General features: G+C 61.7%; 18 protein-coding genes, 1 pseudogene and 1 riboswitch. Of the genes and pseudogenes, 4 read left to right on the top strand and 15 right to left on the bottom strand.

Annotation, left to right across the window (positions count from 1 at the left end; translation table 11 throughout):
* The first annotated feature begins 92 nt into the window (after positions 1 to 92).
* From QRN04_RS06035 to QRN04_RS06025, 3 genes are all read left to right on the top strand, one after another.
* Complete coding sequence (locus tag QRN04_RS06035; protein ID WP_166651676.1) at positions 93 to 1,208, top strand: Zn-dependent alcohol dehydrogenase; 1,116 nt, start codon at positions 93 to 95, stop codon at positions 1,206 to 1,208.
* Positions 1,209 to 1,411: 203 nt separating this feature from the next.
* Entirely contained in the window at positions 1,412 to 2,902 is a 1,491-nt protein-coding gene (locus tag QRN04_RS06030; protein WP_207604505.1) for an aldehyde dehydrogenase family protein, read from the top strand.
* Positions 2,903 to 3,056: 154 nt separating this feature from the next.
* Positions 3,057 to 4,328 carry a M20 metallopeptidase family protein gene (locus QRN04_RS06025; protein ID WP_133830840.1) on the top strand — a complete coding sequence of 424 codons (1,272 nt, stop codon included), beginning with the start codon at positions 3,057 to 3,059 and terminating at the stop codon, positions 4,326 to 4,328.
* A gap of 675 nt (positions 4,329 to 5,003) precedes the next feature.
* Here the strand turns inward: QRN04_RS06025 and QRN04_RS06020 are convergent.
* From QRN04_RS06020 to QRN04_RS05955, 14 genes and pseudogenes are all read right to left on the bottom strand, one after another.
* A pseudogene (locus QRN04_RS06020) lies at positions 5,004 to 5,687 on the bottom strand (magnesium chelatase domain-containing protein); the annotation flags it as partial.
* The gene (locus tag QRN04_RS06015) at positions 5,688 to 6,053 is read right to left on the bottom strand and encodes a YraN family protein (RefSeq protein ID WP_284975247.1); all 366 of its coding nucleotides are present in this window, start codon (positions 6,051 to 6,053) and stop codon (positions 5,688 to 5,690) included.
* Positions 6,054 to 6,180: 127 nt separating this feature from the next.
* Positions 6,181 to 6,525, bottom strand: coding sequence for a DUF2469 domain-containing protein (locus tag QRN04_RS06010; protein WP_089595421.1), 345 nt, complete (start codon positions 6,523 to 6,525; stop codon positions 6,181 to 6,183).
* A 63-nt stretch (positions 6,526 to 6,588) separates the two neighbouring features.
* Positions 6,589 to 7,383 (bottom strand): ribonuclease HII, encoded by a 795-nt coding sequence (gene rnhB / locus QRN04_RS06005; RefSeq protein ID WP_284975246.1) that lies wholly within the window; start codon positions 7,381 to 7,383, stop codon positions 6,589 to 6,591.
* A 5-nt stretch (positions 7,384 to 7,388) separates the two neighbouring features.
* Complete coding sequence (gene lepB / locus QRN04_RS06000) at positions 7,389 to 8,192, bottom strand: signal peptidase I (RefSeq protein WP_284975245.1); 804 nt, start codon at positions 8,190 to 8,192, stop codon at positions 7,389 to 7,391.
* Positions 8,193 to 8,870: a signal peptidase I gene (lepB, locus tag QRN04_RS05995; RefSeq protein WP_284975244.1), complete on the bottom strand. Its 678-nt coding sequence runs from the start codon at positions 8,868 to 8,870 to the stop codon at positions 8,193 to 8,195. It abuts the gene before it with no gap.
* An 80-nt stretch (positions 8,871 to 8,950) separates the two neighbouring features.
* Positions 8,951 to 9,304, bottom strand: a complete 354-nt coding sequence (rplS, locus tag QRN04_RS05990; RefSeq protein WP_090818948.1) for a 50S ribosomal protein L19 — start codon at positions 9,302 to 9,304, stop codon at positions 8,951 to 8,953.
* A 277-nt stretch (positions 9,305 to 9,581) separates the two neighbouring features.
* Complete coding sequence (gene trmD, locus QRN04_RS05985) at positions 9,582 to 10,382, bottom strand: tRNA (guanosine(37)-N1)-methyltransferase TrmD (RefSeq protein WP_284975243.1); 801 nt, start codon at positions 10,380 to 10,382, stop codon at positions 9,582 to 9,584.
* Complete coding sequence (rimM, locus tag QRN04_RS05980) at positions 10,383 to 10,937, bottom strand: ribosome maturation factor RimM (RefSeq protein WP_284975242.1); 555 nt, start codon at positions 10,935 to 10,937, stop codon at positions 10,383 to 10,385.
* A 127-nt stretch (positions 10,938 to 11,064) separates the two neighbouring features.
* Positions 11,065 to 11,307 carry an RNA-binding protein gene (locus QRN04_RS05975; RefSeq protein WP_011775119.1) on the bottom strand — a complete coding sequence of 81 codons (243 nt, stop codon included), beginning with the start codon at positions 11,305 to 11,307 and terminating at the stop codon, positions 11,065 to 11,067.
* Between the two features lies 1 nt (position 11,308).
* Entirely contained in the window at positions 11,309 to 11,731 is a 423-nt protein-coding gene (gene rpsP, locus QRN04_RS05970; protein ID WP_024817151.1) for a 30S ribosomal protein S16, read from the bottom strand.
* Between the two features lie 236 nt (positions 11,732 to 11,967).
* Complete coding sequence (locus QRN04_RS05965; RefSeq protein WP_284975241.1) at positions 11,968 to 12,405, bottom strand: hypothetical protein; 438 nt, start codon at positions 12,403 to 12,405, stop codon at positions 11,968 to 11,970.
* 127 nt (positions 12,406 to 12,532) lie between these two features.
* Positions 12,533 to 13,420, bottom strand: coding sequence for a VOC family protein (locus QRN04_RS05960; protein WP_284975240.1), 888 nt, complete (start codon positions 13,418 to 13,420; stop codon positions 12,533 to 12,535).
* Between the two features lie 78 nt (positions 13,421 to 13,498).
* Positions 13,499 to 14,599: an amidohydrolase family protein gene (locus QRN04_RS05955; protein WP_284975239.1), complete on the bottom strand. Its 1,101-nt coding sequence runs from the start codon at positions 14,597 to 14,599 to the stop codon at positions 13,499 to 13,501.
* A gap of 61 nt (positions 14,600 to 14,660) precedes the next feature.
* Positions 14,661 to 14,768, top strand: a riboswitch (TPP riboswitch).
* Between QRN04_RS05955 and thiC the strand changes: the two genes are divergently transcribed.
* Positions 14,737 to 16,560, top strand: a complete 1,824-nt coding sequence (thiC, locus tag QRN04_RS05950) for a phosphomethylpyrimidine synthase ThiC (RefSeq protein ID WP_284975238.1) — start codon at positions 14,737 to 14,739, stop codon at positions 16,558 to 16,560. Its footprint overlaps the riboswitch before it by 32 nt.
* On the opposite strand, the gene QRN04_RS05945 is transcribed toward thiC, so the two are convergent.
* A complete protein-coding gene (locus QRN04_RS05945; protein ID WP_284975237.1) occupies positions 16,543 to 17,265 on the bottom strand; it encodes an alpha/beta fold hydrolase in 723 nt (240 codons plus the stop codon). The genes thiC and QRN04_RS05945 overlap by 18 nt on opposite strands.
* Positions 17,266 to 17,269 lie beyond the last annotated feature (4 nt).

The following is a 17,269-nucleotide window of genomic DNA, read 5'->3' as shown; positions in this document are numbered from 1 at the left end:
GCTGTTCCCTCCACACACTTTTGAAACTCTGCCAGGGCCGAAGATGGTCGAAGCGATCCATCTGCAAATGCCTAAACCCTCAAGGAAGCCAAGTGCCTACACCCATTCTTGCCGCCGTACTGGAAAAGCCCGGAACACCTCTCCAGATCCGCGAGCTGCTGCTGGATGATCCGGAGGACCATGAGGTCCTCATCCGGACGGAGCGAGTTGGCCTTTGCCACAGCGATCTGCACTACCTGAAGGGGGCCCTGGATATCTCCCTGCCGGCGGTCCTCGGACATGAAGTCGTAGGCATTGTCGAGCGCGTCGGCTCCGGCGTCACAAGAATTAAGACTGGAGACCGCGTCGTAACAACCGTAACCCCGTCCTGTGGCGCTTGCCGCAACTGCATCAGCGGGCGCCCGACCCAGTGCGAACGGGTCGACTCGATGCGTGAGCGGCAGCGGCCCAGACTCATCTCACATGATGGATCAAGCGTCGAGTCGCTCGGCGGTATCGGCGCATTTGCGGAGGCCTTCCTGGTGAAAGAGGCATCCGTTGCAGTGGTCGGCTCTGACCTGCCTCCCCAGGTGGCATGTCTTCTCGGTTGCTGCATCAGTACAGGAGTCGGCGCGGTCATTCACGGCGCAAAAGTAGGGCCAGAGGATACTGTCGCCGTAATCGGCTGCGGCGGCGTCGGAATAGCCGCCATCCAGGGTGCAAGGCTGGCTGGGGCTCGACGGATCATTGCCATTGACGCCGTGCCCGCGAAGCTGGAGCTCGCCCGCAACTTCGGTGCCACGGACACAGTTCTCTCATCACCTGACCCGACAGAAACACTCATCCAGGTCCGGTCACTTCTTCCCCAGGGTGTTAGCCATGCAATCGAGGCGGTCGGCCGCAGTGAGACAGCGGAACTCGCCTTTTCGCTCCTGAGCCCGAACGGAACCGCCAGCATACTCGGTCTCATGCCCACCGGGTCCGAACTGCGTATCCCCGCAGATGCACTCATCTACGGCGACCGACACCTCCAAGGCGCGTACATGGGTGCGAACAGGTTCCTCAGCGATGTCGACATGTTCACCGACCACTACCTGAACAATCGGCTGGATCTCGATGGAATGGTTACCAAAGAGCTGCCCTTCGACCGCATCAACGAGGGATTCGAAGCGATGGCGGATGCGTCGACGATCCGCGTCGTGCTGAACATGACCAACAGGCAATCGTGATCCAGATAACTGCGTAGATCGTTGCGGCGTCGGCCTGGTTACCGGTGATCGCGATCTTGCTTTGCGCCACAGCCGGGCCGGAACGAACGTTAGGCCGCTGCACAGCCTTCCGAACATGAACAGCAAACATCGGGGGCCAGCCCCTGCCGTCACTGGTTATGGACGACAAAACCCACAAACGAAACCAGAGGAGCAACCCTTAAATGACTGAAGGACTAGCCCAACTGACTGATATTGCCCCCGACCTCGTCGAGCAACGCTCCTTTGTCAATGGCACATGGCTGCAGCTCGAGGAAAACGGCCGCTACCTTACCAACCCAAATACTGGCGAACCCCGGCAGCCGATGCGCAAGACCGCAAAGGATGATGTCGAGCGGGCACTCGCGGCAGCAGCGACCCTTCACAGGTCCGGGAAACTTGAAGACATCAAACTCCCGGACCGCCTTGAGCTCTTGACGAAGGTAGCCGCGTCCCTCGATGCGAAGAGCGAAGAAGTCGCCCTCCAGGACAGCATCAACACCGGGGTTCCTATCCGCACCACCCGCCTGATTGCCGGTGCACTGGGTGACAGAGTCCGCGGAACTATTGCTGAAGCGGAACAGCTTGGTGAATCGGAGACCCTTGACCATGCCAGGTCTGTGGTCATCCTGCGCAAGCCCCTCGGCCCAGCCCTCATCGTCGGCCCCTGGAATGCCCCAACGTTCACCGTGGTCGGCAAGGTGGCGGCAGCCATGGCGGCCGGTTGCCCCGTCATCCTCAAACCCTCCGAGAACGCCCCCAGCGGTTGCCAGCTCTTCGCTGAGGCGATCGTGTCTGCCATGACCGAACTGGGATACCCGGGCGCCGCGTTTCAGCTGATTCATGGGAATTCGGAGACAGGAGCACTGCTGACATCGGACCCCAGGATCGAGGCTCTTTCATTTACGGGTGGCGATTCCGCAGGCCGGACGGTTGCGCAGGCTGCCGCGTCCAACCTGGCGGTCATGCAGATGGAGCTCGGATCCAACAATCCCGTGATCATTCTGAATGACGCCGACGTCAGCTCGGCGGCGCGGTCCATTGTGCAGGGCATGACGCGTCTCAACGGCCAGTGGTGTGAGGCGCCAGGCAAAGTACTGGTTGACGAGTCGATTCACGACCGTTTCGTTGAAGCTATGAAGTTTGAACTCAGTAAGCTTCGGGTCGGAAACGCCTTGGATGAGTCGACGCAAGTGGGTCCCCTGGCATTCCAGCGGCAGCGTGATGGCTTGAAAGCCTCAGTGAATCGGCTCCTCGAGCTGGGGGGAAAGCTCGTCACTGGCGGCGAGCTGCCGGGTCTTGACGGCTGGTTCATGGCACCGGGGATGATCGTCGGATGTGCCGCCGAGGCCGCCACGGAAGAGCTTTTCGGGCCGCTGGTAACGGTACATCCGGTGCATTCGGTCGAGGAGGCACTTGCCCATGCGAACGGCCCCGCAACCGGCCTGGATGCCTACGTATTCGGTGCCAATGAAGCAAGGGCCATCGAAGTGGGATCCCGTATTCGTGCCGGTGAAGTCCGCATCAACGGCACATTCATGAGCGACCTCGCCGGCAGTTCACGCCAGAGCTTTTGGGGCACCAGCGGTATCGGTGGCCACGGTCCGCAGTATGGCGTCCGCTTCTTCACCGGCGACCGCGTGGTTGGCGTGGACAGGACGGATTCCCCGCTCTAGGCGCCATATCCGACCCCAACAAGCGTAGGCCAGGCCCCGTGGGGGCCTGCGACAAACAGTCCGGGAACGTGACGCGTGGCTAAGACGGGGGTCCGCGTCCTCTCGGGAAAGCAGCAGGCCAGAGCCTGGCAACATGAGACGAGAAAGTCCTTCAATGACAGATACTTCAACGACAGATACGGTGCGGTTTTCACCGCTGAGTTTCCTTGAGGACGCCACAGCGGCGATCCCGGCCTATGGAAGCGACCTGGTCGATTTCCGTAGGGAAATGCACGCCGATCCTGAAGTCGGCCTGTATCTGCCCCGCACCCAGGCCCGGGTCCTTGAGGCACTCAAGGGACTCGACCTCGAAATAAGCCTGGGAAAAGCAGCCTCGTCCGTGGTTGCGGTACTACGCGGCGGGGCCACCCAGGCCCCCGTCGGGAGCCGTCCCACTGTACTGCTCAGAGGTGACATGGATGCCCTTCCTGTGGCAGAAAAGACGGGAATACCCTTTGCCTCGACTAATGGAGCGATGCATGCCTGCGGTCATGACCTGCATACAGCGGGCCTGATTGGTGCCGCCCGGTTGCTTTCGTCCGTACGTGACAGCCTGACCGGTGACGTCATCTTCATGTTCCAACCGGGGGAGGAAGGACATGAGGGGGCCCGCATCATGCTGGAGGAAGGCGTTCTTAACGCAGCCGGCAGGCGACCGGATGCTGCCTACGCCTTGCATGTCGTTTCGGACATCCCGTCAGGCGTGTTCACGACCCGTGCCGGCTCCTACATGGCTGCCTTCGGAGATCTGTCCGTCAAGGTTATCGGGCGTGGCGGGCACGGTTCACGCCCCTTCCAAGCTCTGGATCCCATACAGGTAGCTGCTGAAATGCTTGGCGCGCTCCAAACGTACATCACCCGGCGATTCAACGTTTTTGATCCCGTGGTACTGTCCGTGGGCCAATTCCATGGCGGTTCCGCCTCTAATGTCATACCTGATTCGGCGGAATTCAGGGCCAGCGTCAGGTCTTTCAGCCCCGGTGTCGAAGCGCGGCTCGCACAGGAGTTGCCGGATCTCATCCGGCAACTGGCGACTGCTCATCAACTGACAGCCGAGGCAACGTTCACTCCGGTTATGCCGGCCACCGTCAATCACGAAAGTGACGCCGAACTCTGGGGCAGGACCGCACGGACGTTCTTCGGAGAGCACCGGTTCGTGCCCAGCCCGTCCCCCAGGACCGGCTCTGACGATTTCTCCCGTGTCCTCGTGGAGGTCCCAGGAGCGTACGGGCACCTCGGAGCTGGGTCTCCAGATATCGACCCCATGGAGTGGGCCCCCATGCACTCGCCCAGGGCAGTGTTTGACGACAGTGTCCTCGTCGACCAGACACAATTTATGGCGGGCGTGGCGCTTGGAAAGCTCCAGGAGTTGGAGGTCCTGGGGTAGCCCCGGGCGCAGCTCGGAGGGCTTCCGGAGCGGCCCACGCCTCACTTGAGGCAGCGGACCTAGCAGGACCGGTCTCGAAGCCCCGAATGGATGGCAGTTCAACCACTATCAGATTGGTACACCCAACGTGACGTCAGCGCCCCATCCGGGTCCTGTCACAATAGAGTCCTCTTCTTTCCTTCCTGACAAGGACACGAGTGGGTCCTGGAATGCAATCTGACACATGGGGGCGAAGACGTTCTCCCCTTTGGAGCGCACAGCCCACCCATGGACCACTTCCGCCTTACCCCTGGCACCCGTGGCGCAAGCTGCTAACTCATGCCTACCATCCTTCTTACCGTTGGCCCGGTCGTCCTGGCGGGGTCGATGCAGGCGTGCGAAAGAATGTGCCGAGGCCCAGGGCTGATGGAGTTCAGTACCATCTGAAGACCAGACACTGTTAGCAATAGGGGTGGGTCCGAGAACGTTGCCTCATATGACCAATGAACCCCTCCGTGACTGATCAGGACCCATCTCACTAGATCTGACCGTCTTGCCGGAGACCGCCGCCCAGGCGAGGGCAGCAGCTCGGCCGGGCTCGTGCAGGCGCTGCATCCGCGATGAAAGTCACGAGCACGTTTTGACTGCAATTCAGCCACCGCTCGCGCCTTCACGCATGCATGGTTAAGGACATAGACCCGGTGGGCCCGTCAGCAACATGTGGTGCCCGCCAGCGGCAGCGACTTCCAAAGCGCGGCGCGCTTCCGACTGCCCTGCAACATCGCAAAGATCCGGAACCGGGACGCCGTCACTGCCGTGTTCATCCGCCGGCTCCGTGTCCAAGGGATCGTAATCAAGGGCGAGGTCCTTGGGATCGGCCCCGTAGTCGAAAGCGAGCCTGGCCAACGTCTTGTATCCGCGCACATTCGCCCCCGGAACCAAGGATGCCTCAGCAACATTCGCTTCAGCGACCACGACGTCCGGGAACCCGGCCTGAACAGCGGCCATGACCGCTGGAAGCAGCCCCCGAACAGGCCGGAGCCTGCCATCAAGTCCCAGCTCCGCGATAAACACGGTACCGTCCACCGAACGGATGTCATCGGCGGCGCGGAGGACAGCCATGGTGATAGCCAAATCGAAACCAGAGCCCCGTTTAGGCAGGGACGCCGGGATGAGATTCGCCGTGATCTTCCGCCGGCTCAAGGGGATACCGGAATTCTGTGCGGCCGAGCGGATTCTCTCCTTGGCCTCATTCAGGGCCGCGTCAGGCAGTCCAAGGATCACGAAGTTCGGCAGGGTCTGGCCGATATCCGCTTCGACTTCCACCATGTGTCCGTTCAGCCCAACCAATGCCACACAATAGCTGCGCCCCACGCCCATCTAACCCACACCCCGCAGGTGTTCAAGAACAGGATCCCCAACGCCGTCGGCCACCACCGCGACAACGTCCACGCGCCACCGCCGAAGCGTTAACTCGTGGTCCCTGCTCCACGCCGATGCCAGCCTATGAAGCCGCGCCAACTTGGCCGCACCAACTGCTTCAAAGGGATGACCATAATCCAAGCTGCTGCGCGTCTTCACTTCCGCGACCACCAGGGTATCGCCCTCAATGGCCACAATATCGATTTCACCCTCTGCACACCGCCAGTTGCGGTCCACAATCCGGATACCCTGGTTCTCCAGGAACTCAGCCGCCAGGGCCTCACCATTTTGGCCCAGTATGTCCTTTGCTCGCACGAGCATCACCTCCGTCCACCAGCATTCAGGCTGGCAACGGACTCGGACACTGCCCTACGGCGCTATGTGGGCAACTCCCGCCAAACGGGGCAATGTGGAGGACAAGTAGGAGGCAACGACCCAACCACCTGCGCTGCTAGTTACCGAGATCGCCCAAGTCCCCAAGACCGCCATCCTTCGGCAAGGACAAATCCTCGCTCCGAGGCAGCTCCTCCACGTTGACGTCCTTGAACGTGATCACCCGGACGTTCTTCACAAACCGGGCCGACCGGTAGACGTCCCATACCCACGCGTCCTGCAATGTCAGGTCAAAGTAGACTTCCCCGTCAGCGCTTCGGGCCTGCAAATCAACGTGGTTGGCAAGGTAGAACCGCCGCTCGGTTTCGACAACGTAGCTAAACAAACCGACCACGTCCCGGTACTCGCGGTAGAGCTGAAGCTCCATGTCGGTCTCATAGTTCTCAAGGTCCTCGGCGCTCATGGTTCCATCTTGCACTATCTCCGCAGCACCACGCGCCATTCAGTGCAGTGACGTGAAACCGGATCAGGTCAGGTGCCAACTGGTCCGGTGGTAGGTGCTCGGACCCTTCGAACGAATGACCTCCCTGTGGGCAGACGTAGCGTAGCCCTTGTTCACGTTCCAGCCGTAGGCCGGAGCCTCTTCATGGAGATCGACCATAATCCTGTCGCGGGCCACCTTGGCCACCACACTTGCAGCGGCCACGCTGAGGCAGCTCATGTCGGCCTTGATACGAGTGTGCACCGGCGCCTCACACCACGGCCCACCGGCTGCCGTATCGAACAGGGAGGCTTGCGGGTCCGGGGAGAGCCAGTTGTGGCTACCGTCAAGGAGCACGACGTCGGGGCTGATGCCCGCCTCAACAATGTCGAACCACGCCCGGGTGCCTGCCAGGCGGAGGGCTGCAATGATGCCGATGTCATCGATCTCGCGAGCGGAAGCGTGCCCTACGGCGCACGCCACAGCCCACTCCCGGACCATGGGTTCGAGTCGCTCACGGTCTTCGGGCTTCAATAGTTTGCTGTCGCGAACATCCGCCAACAGGCCATGGGTTTCAAGATGGACGACGGCGATGCCCACCGTCACGGGACCTGCCAAGGCTCCCCTGCCTACCTCGTCAACGCCTGCCAGCAAGGTAACGCCGGGTGCAAGGAAGGATCGCTCGGTATCTAATGTGGGAACGCCGACCGGGGCCTTCTTCTTCAGCGGTGCTTTCTTTTTGGCCGCCGTCGTGGCGGCCGGTGTGGACGCCCTTTTGGCCACGGGTTTCGCTCCGCCCGGGGACTTGGCCGTGGTGTGGGTTTGGGTTGGTGCCGGCATTGAAACTACTTGGCCGCGGGAACGTTGCGGAAGACGTTCGGGTAGTTGTCGAGTACCGTCCAACGGCTAAAGGGCCATGCGATGATCGTGGCTTTTCCCTCGACGTCGGAAATGTTCACGAAGCCGCCGTTGGTTTGCGCGTGGCTCCGTGAATCGGCGGAGTGGTTGCGGTTGTCGCCCATCACCCAGACCTTGCCGGCGGGGACTACGACGTCGAACGGGTTCGGCTGGGGCACCTCGGCGGGGTTGATGTAGGTCTCGTTCAGCGGGACCCCGTTGACGCTGACCCGACCCTGTGCGTCGCAGCAGGTCACGTGATCGCCGGGCAACCCGATGACCCTCTTGACCAAGTGTTGTTCGTTGTCGTCCGGCATGAGCCCCACGAACACCAGGCTTTCTCCCACCCAATCCAAAGGGCCTGGGGCCTTCTTCGGCAACGGTGCCAGCCATCCCTGTTCGTCCTTGAACACGATGACATCCCCGTGGGACAAACCAAAAGCCTGGGGAACAAGGAGGTTGATGAAGATGCGGTCATTCACGTCCAAGGTATTTTCCATGGACTCGGAAGGAATGAAGTAGGCGCGGAAGAGGAAAGTCTTGATCAGGAACGACAGGACGACGGCGATAGCCACCACGGTGCCGATCTCCCGCAGCCAACCCCACGCGGCGTTCCGTTGCGGCTTCCCGGCGGCGTGCGCACCCCCTGGACTGCCCGCAGGTACCCCTTCCTCGGCGACAGCGGCCGTCCCTTCACGGAGCCGGGCGTCGTCCTCGGGCAGCTCGGGGTTCTCTGGAGCTTGGTCCGGCATCTACTGTCCGTTCTTCGATGGTGTTACGGCCTGCGTGGCGCGAGGCACTCCTGCAAATCTATCAAGTGGAAAGACGATCTGGATCGGCCTTCCAATAACCCTGTCAATGGGAACCATTCCACCACCGGGGGCTCCTAGCAAGCCGCGGGAATCCGCAGAGCGGGAGCGGTGGTCGCCCATCAGCCACAGCCGTGACTCGGGTACAACGACGTCGAACTTTTGGAGGCTCGGCACATCCCCTGGGTACAAATAGGGTTCCTCAAGTGCCTGACCGTTCACTGTGAGGTGGCCGCCGGTGTCGCAACATTGCACATGGTCCCCGGGAAGTCCGATAACCCGCTTAACATACGTGGTATCGCTGCCAGTGAAGCCGAACCACTGCCCCGCGGCGGAAACTGCGTCTGTCAAGGGTCCCTTTCCGCTGCTCAACGGGGCGAACGAACCCCTGCCGTCAAACACTACGACGTCGCCCCGGCGGATCGGCTCGGACGCGAAAGCCGTCCGTGAGACCAGGATCCTGTCCCCCGTGCGAAGCAACGGTTCCATGGACTCTGAAGGAATGTAGTAGACGTCGATCCACAGGGATCGGACCAGCCCACTGATAGCGACGGCCAGAACGAGCGCAAGCAAAACAAAACGCCAGCCCTGTTTCCGGGGCTGGCGTTTTGCTGTGTCCATGACTCGTATCCCTGTTGCGTTGCGGATTGCTCCGGAACAACCGGGCACTACTCCTGGACCCGTTGCGATTGTCGCAGGACTTACTTGGCGAAGTCGCGCTTTTCCTTGATCTTTGCAGCCTTACCGCGCAGTGCACGCATGTAGTAAAGCTTGGCGCGGCGGACGTCACCCTTGGTGACGACCTCGATCTTGTCGATGATCGGGGAGTGTACCGGGAAGGTACGCTCTACACCGACGCCGAAGGAAACCTTGCGCACGGTGAAGGTTTCGCGCACGCCGTCACCCTGGCGGCCCAGGACGAAGCCCTGGAATACCTGGACACGGGAGTTCTTGCCTTCGATGATGTTCACGTGAACCTTGAGAGTGTCGCCCGCGCGGAACTCCGGAACATCGCTACGCAGCGAGGCTGCATCTACGCTATCGAGGATATGCATTAATCCACTCCTGGTGAACGCCACAGGTCATTCACTTTGGGTTACGGCGGACAAGCCCGGGGCACGAAGGCCTACCGGAAATCTCCGCCGAAGATTCTTTGTGACCGGTGCCGCTACTGATTAGCGTCGCCGGTTGTCCAACTGTTGGCTGAACTCCCCCTGTGGCAGGTGTCAGCCCAGCAGACACAAGGGTTAATTCTGCCATATGACGGAGCATCCGGCCAACCGGCTGCTCGGACACCGCTCGAACGAAAGGCTCGACGGCGGCGCCTCGGGATTAGTTGTCCGTCTCGCCGCCAGCTCGGGACCGCAGGCGGCCATCAACGACGTCGTATCCCAGTTCGGCGAGTGCGTTTTTGTCCGCGCGACTCAAGGAACCGGCGTCGTATTCCGCCAAGAGGTCCGGCCGCCGCTCGGCTGTGCGGCGGAACTGCTCGTGCCGGCGCCACTGGGCGATCTTGCCGTGGTTCCCGCTCAGCAGGATGGCCGGGACATCGTGGTCACGCCACGCTGACGGCTTGGTGTACACGGGGTACTCCAATAGGCCATCGGAGTGGGACTCCTCAATGAGTGATTCGGGGTTGCCGACAACCCCGGGCAATAGTCGTCCGATGGCCTCGACCATGGCAAGCACAGCCACTTCGCCGCCGTTAAGCACGTAATCGCCAAGGCTGACCGGACGTACCCGGAAGTGGTCTTGTGCCCAATCGATGACACGTTCGTCGATGCCCTCGTAGCGGCCACACGCGAAGACAAGCTGCTCTTCCTCGGCAAGCTCGTAGGCCAGCGCCTGGTTGAAGCGCTCCCCAGCGGGCGAAGGAACAATCAGTACCGGCTTGGAGCCATCGCCTGCCCGGACCACGGATTCGAGCGCCTGGGCCCAGGGCTCGGGCTTCATGACCATACCGGCACCCCCGCCATATGGTGTGTCATCCACGGTCCGGTGCCGGTCGGTTGTGAAGCTGCGAAGGTCGTGAACGTTGAGCTCCAAGAGACCGTCCTGGCGAGCCTTGCCTATGAGCGAGAGCTCCAGCGGGGCCAGGTACTCCGGAAAGATACTGACGACGTCGATCCTCATTCAGGCGTCATCCCCGGGAGCGTCTCCGGGCTCCTCACCTGTCTCGTTGTTGATGTCAAACAGGCCATCAGGCGGGGTCACCACAATGTACCCGTCCTCGACGTTCACTTCGGGCACGATTTCATCGACGAAGGGAATGAGGATTTCCTTGCCGTCCTCCGTCGTGACCGTCAGGAGGTCCTGGGCCGGCAAAGTAGTGAGGGCGGCAACTTTGCCGACCACCCGAGGTCCAACACGCGCCTCCAGGCCAACGAGCTCGTGCTCGTACCAGCCTTCGTCGTCATCGTCGCCGTCGAGCTCTTCGGTCTCTATGAAGAGCTTCGCGCCACGGATGGCCTCAGCTTCGTTCCGATCGGCGATCTCCGAAAAACCGAGCAGGAGGATGTCCTTGTTCCATCGGGCACTGCGGATGGTCAGCGGACCGGCGGACGCCGGCTCCACGACGAACTCGGTTCCAGCGACAAAACGCTCAGCAGGAGCGTCGGTCAGTACCTGCACCGTTACCTCGCCGCGAATGCCGTGGGGCTTGCCGATCCGGGCAACCTGGAGCTGCATGGGTTCCTCTGAATTCTTGTATGCCGTGCCGCCGGGGCCACGGTAATGACTTTAGGGATAAAGCAATCCGGCCCCTCCACCATATTCGGTGAAGGGGCCGGACTTAAGACAAGCAGTGCTGAGCGCGTTACCGGCGACGGTCGGTGTCGACGACGTCGACCCTGACCTGCTCGCCACCGGCCAAAGCCGCAACCACAGTGCGCAGTGCGCGTGCTGTGCGTCCTTGACGGCCGATCACCCGTCCGAGGTCCTCCTGGTGAACTCGCACCTCAAGGGACTCCCCGCGGCGGTTGTTCTTGGCGCTGACCTTGACATCCTCAGGGCTGTCAACGATCCCACGAACCAAGTGCTCGAGCGCTTCTGCCAGCAACTTACTCAGCCTCGGTGGTCTCTGCTTCAGCCTCGGCCGGAGCCTCAGCGGCCTCGTCCTTCTTGGCCTTCTTGGTGATGGCTTCCGGGATAATAACGGAACCCTTCTCCGGTGCTACGAAGGCTTCCTTCGGAGCTTTGGTCTTCAGGGTGCCTTCCTGGCCCGGCAGGCCCTTGAACTTCTGCCAGTCACCAGTGATCTTGAGGATCGCTGCAACCTGCTCAGTGGGCTGGGCGCCAACGGAGAGCCAGTACTGGGCGCGCTCGGAAGCGACCTCGATGTACGACGGCTCTTCGGTGGGGTGGTACTTGCCGATTTCTTCAATGGCACGGCCATCGCGCTTGGCGCGGGCATCCATGACGACAATGCGGTAGTACGGTGCGCGCATCTTACCGAAGCGCTTAAGGCGAATCTTTACGGCCACTTTTGTGGTCACTCCTGTTTCTGAAAAGAGTTGAACCCGACGTTCTGCACCCGTGGGGCGGGCCATACTTGACGGTTCGAAGGACAAGATACGAGCACGGAGAGAGGGGCCGCGCCGATCGAGTACCTGTCTATTGTGCCAGATGACCGGAACGATTACGACTTAGGCCTCAGACGGCCATGTGTGATTGGTCACTACAGCCTGCTGAAAGTCGCTAATTCGGGAGAGACAGCCGCTCAGACGGACCATACATAGAGACCGGCACGATCGGTCTTTTCGACATCAGTAGCCAGGGCCGCCAATTGCTGGACGTATTGTCGCGATGCGGCGGCGTCGAAAGGCATGTCATCCTGCTCGGCCCAAGCCACGGCAACGTCATCGAGGACATTGCCATCGCCTTCGTTCTCGTAAGTGAGGAGTTCAGCGAGGGCCTTGACCATGGCCTCCGGAACGCCCAGAAGTGCGTCGCTGGTGACATCGACGAGCGCGAGTTCGTAGTCGGCCCCAGCAGCATGCACGGCCTGGCCGGCAAGGTCGCCCAACTGCTCAACCTCAAAATCCGTGATGCCATTGATCCTGACGGCGGGACCGGCAGCTTCAGCTCCCCGGTCCAAGGCGGCGGCGCGCTTGAGTGCTTCAGCGTGGGTGGCTACAAATATTTCGGCAAAGCCCATGGGAGAGTACTCTCATTCGTTCGTGCTGACGGGGCGACGACATCCGGCCCGCACGGAGTCCGGTGACGTCATTGCCCAGCCTAATGCAGTGCGGAGCACCCTCCCCCTCCATGGGCTGACGCTTGGCTCAGCGAACAGCGACGCGCAGCTTGTTCCGCCAAGGATCGTCAAAACGGAGCTCGGAGCCCGTGTGGTGATGGTCGATTCCGGCCACCTTGAGCCGATCAGCCAGGGCTGCGACGTCATCATTCGCCGGCACTTCGATCAGTACTTCGCCCAGCCCCAAGGTATCTTTGCGCGGTCCGGCGCCCCTGCTGTTCCAAACGTTCATGGCCATGTGATGGTGATAGCCACCGGCGGAGACGAACAGTGCCTGGCCGTGCCAGCCGGCGGTCCGTTCGAAACCAAGGGTCCCAACGTAGAAATCCTGCGCGGTCTGGACGTCGCCTACTTGCAGGTGGACATGCCCGACGCCGGCGGCAGCCTGCCGCTGCCCCGTCACCGCCGCCTCGCTCAGGTGCTGCTGAAGGAATCGTTGTGGCGGCAAGGCGACATTGTCCATCACCACGTTCTTGCCGTCCCACTGCCACACTTCGCGCGGCTTGTCGTAATAGAGCTCAATGCCATTGCCCTCGGGATCGGTGAAATAGAAGGCTTCGCTCACCAGATGGTCGGCACTGCCCACGAATGCCCGCGGCTCATACTCGGCTGCGGTTGCAATGGTGGCAGCCAGCGAAGGCTGGTCTTCGAAGAGAATCGCAGTGTGGAAGAGCCCTGCCTCGCCACGGCCGGGAAGGAGCAGCCCCGACGCGGGCGCCAGATGCACCACGGGCTTGCCCACGCGGCCGAGGTACAGGCCGCCATCCTGCTCCGCCACAACTTCCAGGCCAAGTGCGCGCTGGTAATAGTCACTCATGAGCGTCATGTCGCCCACCTTGAGCATGACGGTGCCCATGGTGAGTTCCGCTGGAAGGAGATCCTGGTTGGATGGTCCTGTGGTTGATGATGTGCTCATGTGAAGCTCCTGGTTCCGAGGTTGCCGCCCTTTAGGCACCTTCTATCTTTCTAAATTACTTGAAGCTTCAATTTATTCCTAAAGACCGGCGTTTCGCCTCAACACGATGTTTCCCCTTAGCACTACGTGCCGAAGCGATGAAACGGTGTCCAGTTGGCGCCTGGGATCGGCATCGCACACGACGACGTCGGCACTGGCACGTTCCGCAATGCCCTGGGCCCCGAGCCATCTCCGCGCGCCCCACGTTGCAGCCTCCAAGACGGCCAGTGGCGGAAGGCCGGCGTCGTGCAGTTCCGCCATCTCATCCGCGATCCTGCCGTGCTTGATAACGCTGCCCGCATCAGTGCCGGTATAAATCGCCACCCCCGCTTCGAAGGCTTCCGCCACACGTTCCCGCCTCCGCTCCCACAGCCGGACCATGTGTTGGGCGTACGCAGGAAATTTAGCTGCTGCCTGGTCTGCGATATCGGGAAAAGTCGCGATGTTGACCAACGTGGGGACGATCGGAACGGATTGCTCCACCAAGCGGGGAATGTGCCGCGGCAGTAGCCCCGTGGCGTGCTCGATGCAGTCGATGTCGGCGTCGAGCATCTCATCGATGGTGCCCTCGGCGAAGCAATGGGCTGTGACCCGGGCTCCTTCGTCATGGGCTGCAGCGATGGCGTCTTTGACGGTTTTTGCAGGAAAAGAGGACGCTAGATCCCCCATGTCCCGGTCGATCCAGTCACCAACGAGCTTGACCCAGCCATCGCCGTCGCGTGCCTCCTTGCGGACTGTTTCGACAAGTTCGGACGGTTCAATCTCATGGCCCAAGCCCCGCAGGTAGCGTCGGCTCCGGGCGATGTGCCGGCCAGCTCTCAGCAAGCGAGGCAAGTCCTCCCGTTGCTGGACCCAGCGGGTATCGGTTGGCGATCCGGCGTCACGGATCAGCAGCGTCCCGGCGTCGAGGTCCGCCTGGGCCTGGGCGAGCGTGGTTTGCTCATCAACCGCCCCGCCCACTCCCAGCCCAATGTGGCAATGGGCGTCAACGAATCCCGGCAGGACCCAACCGTCCAACACCGCGTCCGGCGGGGCGGAAGGCCGGTCAAAAGTCAGCTGGCCATCCACTGACCACAGCCCTCGCCGTTCCTCGTCAGCCGAGACAAGGACGGGTCCGGAGAATTCGATGATGTTGGCCATGGCAAAAGCCTAGTCCGGACCCACAGGGCTGGGACGTCCCTTAAGGCTGTGATAGCTTCGTCTACGACCACACGGGTGCCCCTGCAGGGGCTGAGATCGGACTGATGCAGTCTGCGACCGTTGAACCTGTCCGGGTAATGCCGGCGAAGGAAGTGAGCAGTCCCTTGAGTAACACCGAAACACAGCACAACCCTGCCCAATCCCAGTCACACTCGCTGGCCTATCTTGAGGATCCCGCGCACGACATCCGGGTCCCCGTCACCGAGATCGCACTGGAGTCCTCTCCCAACGGCGACCCCAACCCTCCCTTGCGGGTATACCGCACGGCGGGTCCTGGCAGTGACCCAGTGGTGGGTCTTGAACCCTTCAGGGCCCCATGGATTCAGTCCCGGGGCGACACGGAAGTCTATTCCGGGCGTGGCCGGAACCTGCTCGACGACGGGAAGTCCGCCGTTCGCCGCGGAGCGGCCTCGGCTGAGTGGAAGGGCACGCAACCTGTGCCCCGCCGCGCCGTCGAGGGCAGGACCGTCACGCAGATGCACTACGCGCGGCAAGGAATCGTCACCCCGGAAATGCGGTTCGTGGCGCTTCGGGAAAACTGCGACGTGGAACTTGTCAGGAGTGAAGTTGCAGCCGGGCGTGCCATCATCCCCAGCAACATCAACCACCCCGAGTCCGAGCCCATGATTATCGGCAAGGCTTTCCTGGTGAAAATCAATGCCAACATCGGAAACTCGGCAGTCACGAGTTCCATCAGGGACGAAGTAGACAAATTGCAGTGGGCCACCCAGTGGGGTGCGGACACCGTCATGGACCTGTCCACGGGCGATGACATCCATACGACCCGCGAGTGGATCGTCCGCAATTCCCCGGTACCGATCGGAACGGTGCCCATCTACCAAGCACTGGAAAAGGTCAACGGCGAAGCCAACAAACTGACGTGGGAAATCTTCCGCGATACGGTGATCGAGCAATGCGAACAAGGTGTGGATTACATGACGATCCATGCCGGCGTCCTGCTGCGCTACGTGCCGCTGACGGCGGACCGCGTCACAGGCATCGTGTCCCGAGGTGGTTCGATCATGGCAGGGTGGTGCCTGGCCCACCACCAGGAGAATTTCCTGTACACCCATTTCGATGAGCTGTGCGGGATCTTCGCCAAGTACGACGTCGCCTTCTCCCTCGGTGATGGTCTGCGCCCCGGCTCCATCGCCGATGCCAACGACGCCGCGCAGTTCGCGGAACTGGACACGCTGGCAGAACTGACCCACCGCGCGTGGGAGTTCGATGTCCAGGTCATGGTGGAAGGCCCCGGACACATCCCCTTCCACCTGGTCCGCGAAAATGTTGAGCGCCAACAGGAACTCTGCAAGGGCGCGCCGTTCTACACACTGGGCCCATTGGTCACGGACATCGCGCCGGGTTACGACCACATCACCTCCGCCATCGGCGCCACCGAAATCGCCCGCTACGGCACTGCGATGCTCTGCTACGTGACCCCCAAGGAACACCTTGGGCTGCCCAACAGGGACGACGTAAAGACCGGTGTGATCACCTACAAGATCGCTGCCCACGCCGCTGACCTTGCCAAGGGCCACCCAGGGGCCAGCGAGCGGGATGACGCGCTTTCCAAGGCACGCTTCGAGTTCCGGTGGAGGGACCAGTTCGCCCTGTCCCTGGACCCCGTCACGGCAGAGTCCTTCCACGACGAAACCCTCCCTGCGGAACCGGCAAAAACCGCCCACTTTTGCTCTATGTGCGGCCCCAAGTTCTGTTCCATGCGAATCAGCCAGGACATCCGCGATGAATTCGGCTCAGCCCAGTCACAGGAAGCCATCGCGGGAATTTACGCCGGGATGCGCGAAAAGAGCCAGGAATTCCTTGCTGCGGGTGGGAAGGTTTATCTGCCCGAACTTGAAGTGCCTTCCGCGGCAGGCGACGACTCAGGACGCCTGAACTGACATTGCCCGCCCGACGTCCGCGACGAAGGACCGGATGACACGGTCGCCGTCGATGGAATCCTGGGGCCGGTGCCCGCCTGCCGCTACGCGGTGGAGGGCACCGGTCTCCCGCAGGTAGCCAGCAATCTCTTCATACAACGGCTCCCAGCCACCGGTGAGGACCAAGGTAGGAACCCCGGGAACGATGTGCAGGGGCGCTTCCCAGGGCGGTGCTTGCAACCTGAGCCTCCGGGCAGCGCGCAAGGCCTCCGGGGTGTCCACTTCACCGGTTTCGGCAGAGAATGCCCGCCGAAAATACTCGCGTTGATAATCGACGTCGTTCAGTTGCGTCCGCACCTCGAACAGCGGCTCCATGAGCGCCCTGTGGGAGGCCGTGGCCGGGAGTTCCGCCGTCAGTGACAAGCAGGCCGGCTCAACCAGCGAAAGCGAGTACACCAGGTCAGGCCGTTCAATTGCCGCCACCATGGCGGAAATGGCGCCTTGCTCATGTGCAACGACGTGGCCCCCACCGGCATCGTTCAACGCGTTGATGAGGATGGCGACATCTGCCGCGACGTCAGAGGCCAGCGGTTCGGCACGGGCGTCAAAACCGTGCCGACGCAGGAAAAGTGCGTCATAAGCCAAAGCCATGCCGTGCTGCTTCGGCCATGCCGCTGCCCCAAAGCTGCCCAAGCCGTGAACGAAGACTACGCGCTGCTTATGCATTCGA

This window comes from Arthrobacter sp. efr-133-TYG-104, from assembly GCF_030208915.1.
GTDB lineage: Bacteria > Actinomycetota > Actinomycetes > Actinomycetales > Micrococcaceae > Arthrobacter.
Note: the sequence above shows the minus strand (reverse complement) of the source record. Positions and strands in the feature narration are given on the sequence as shown.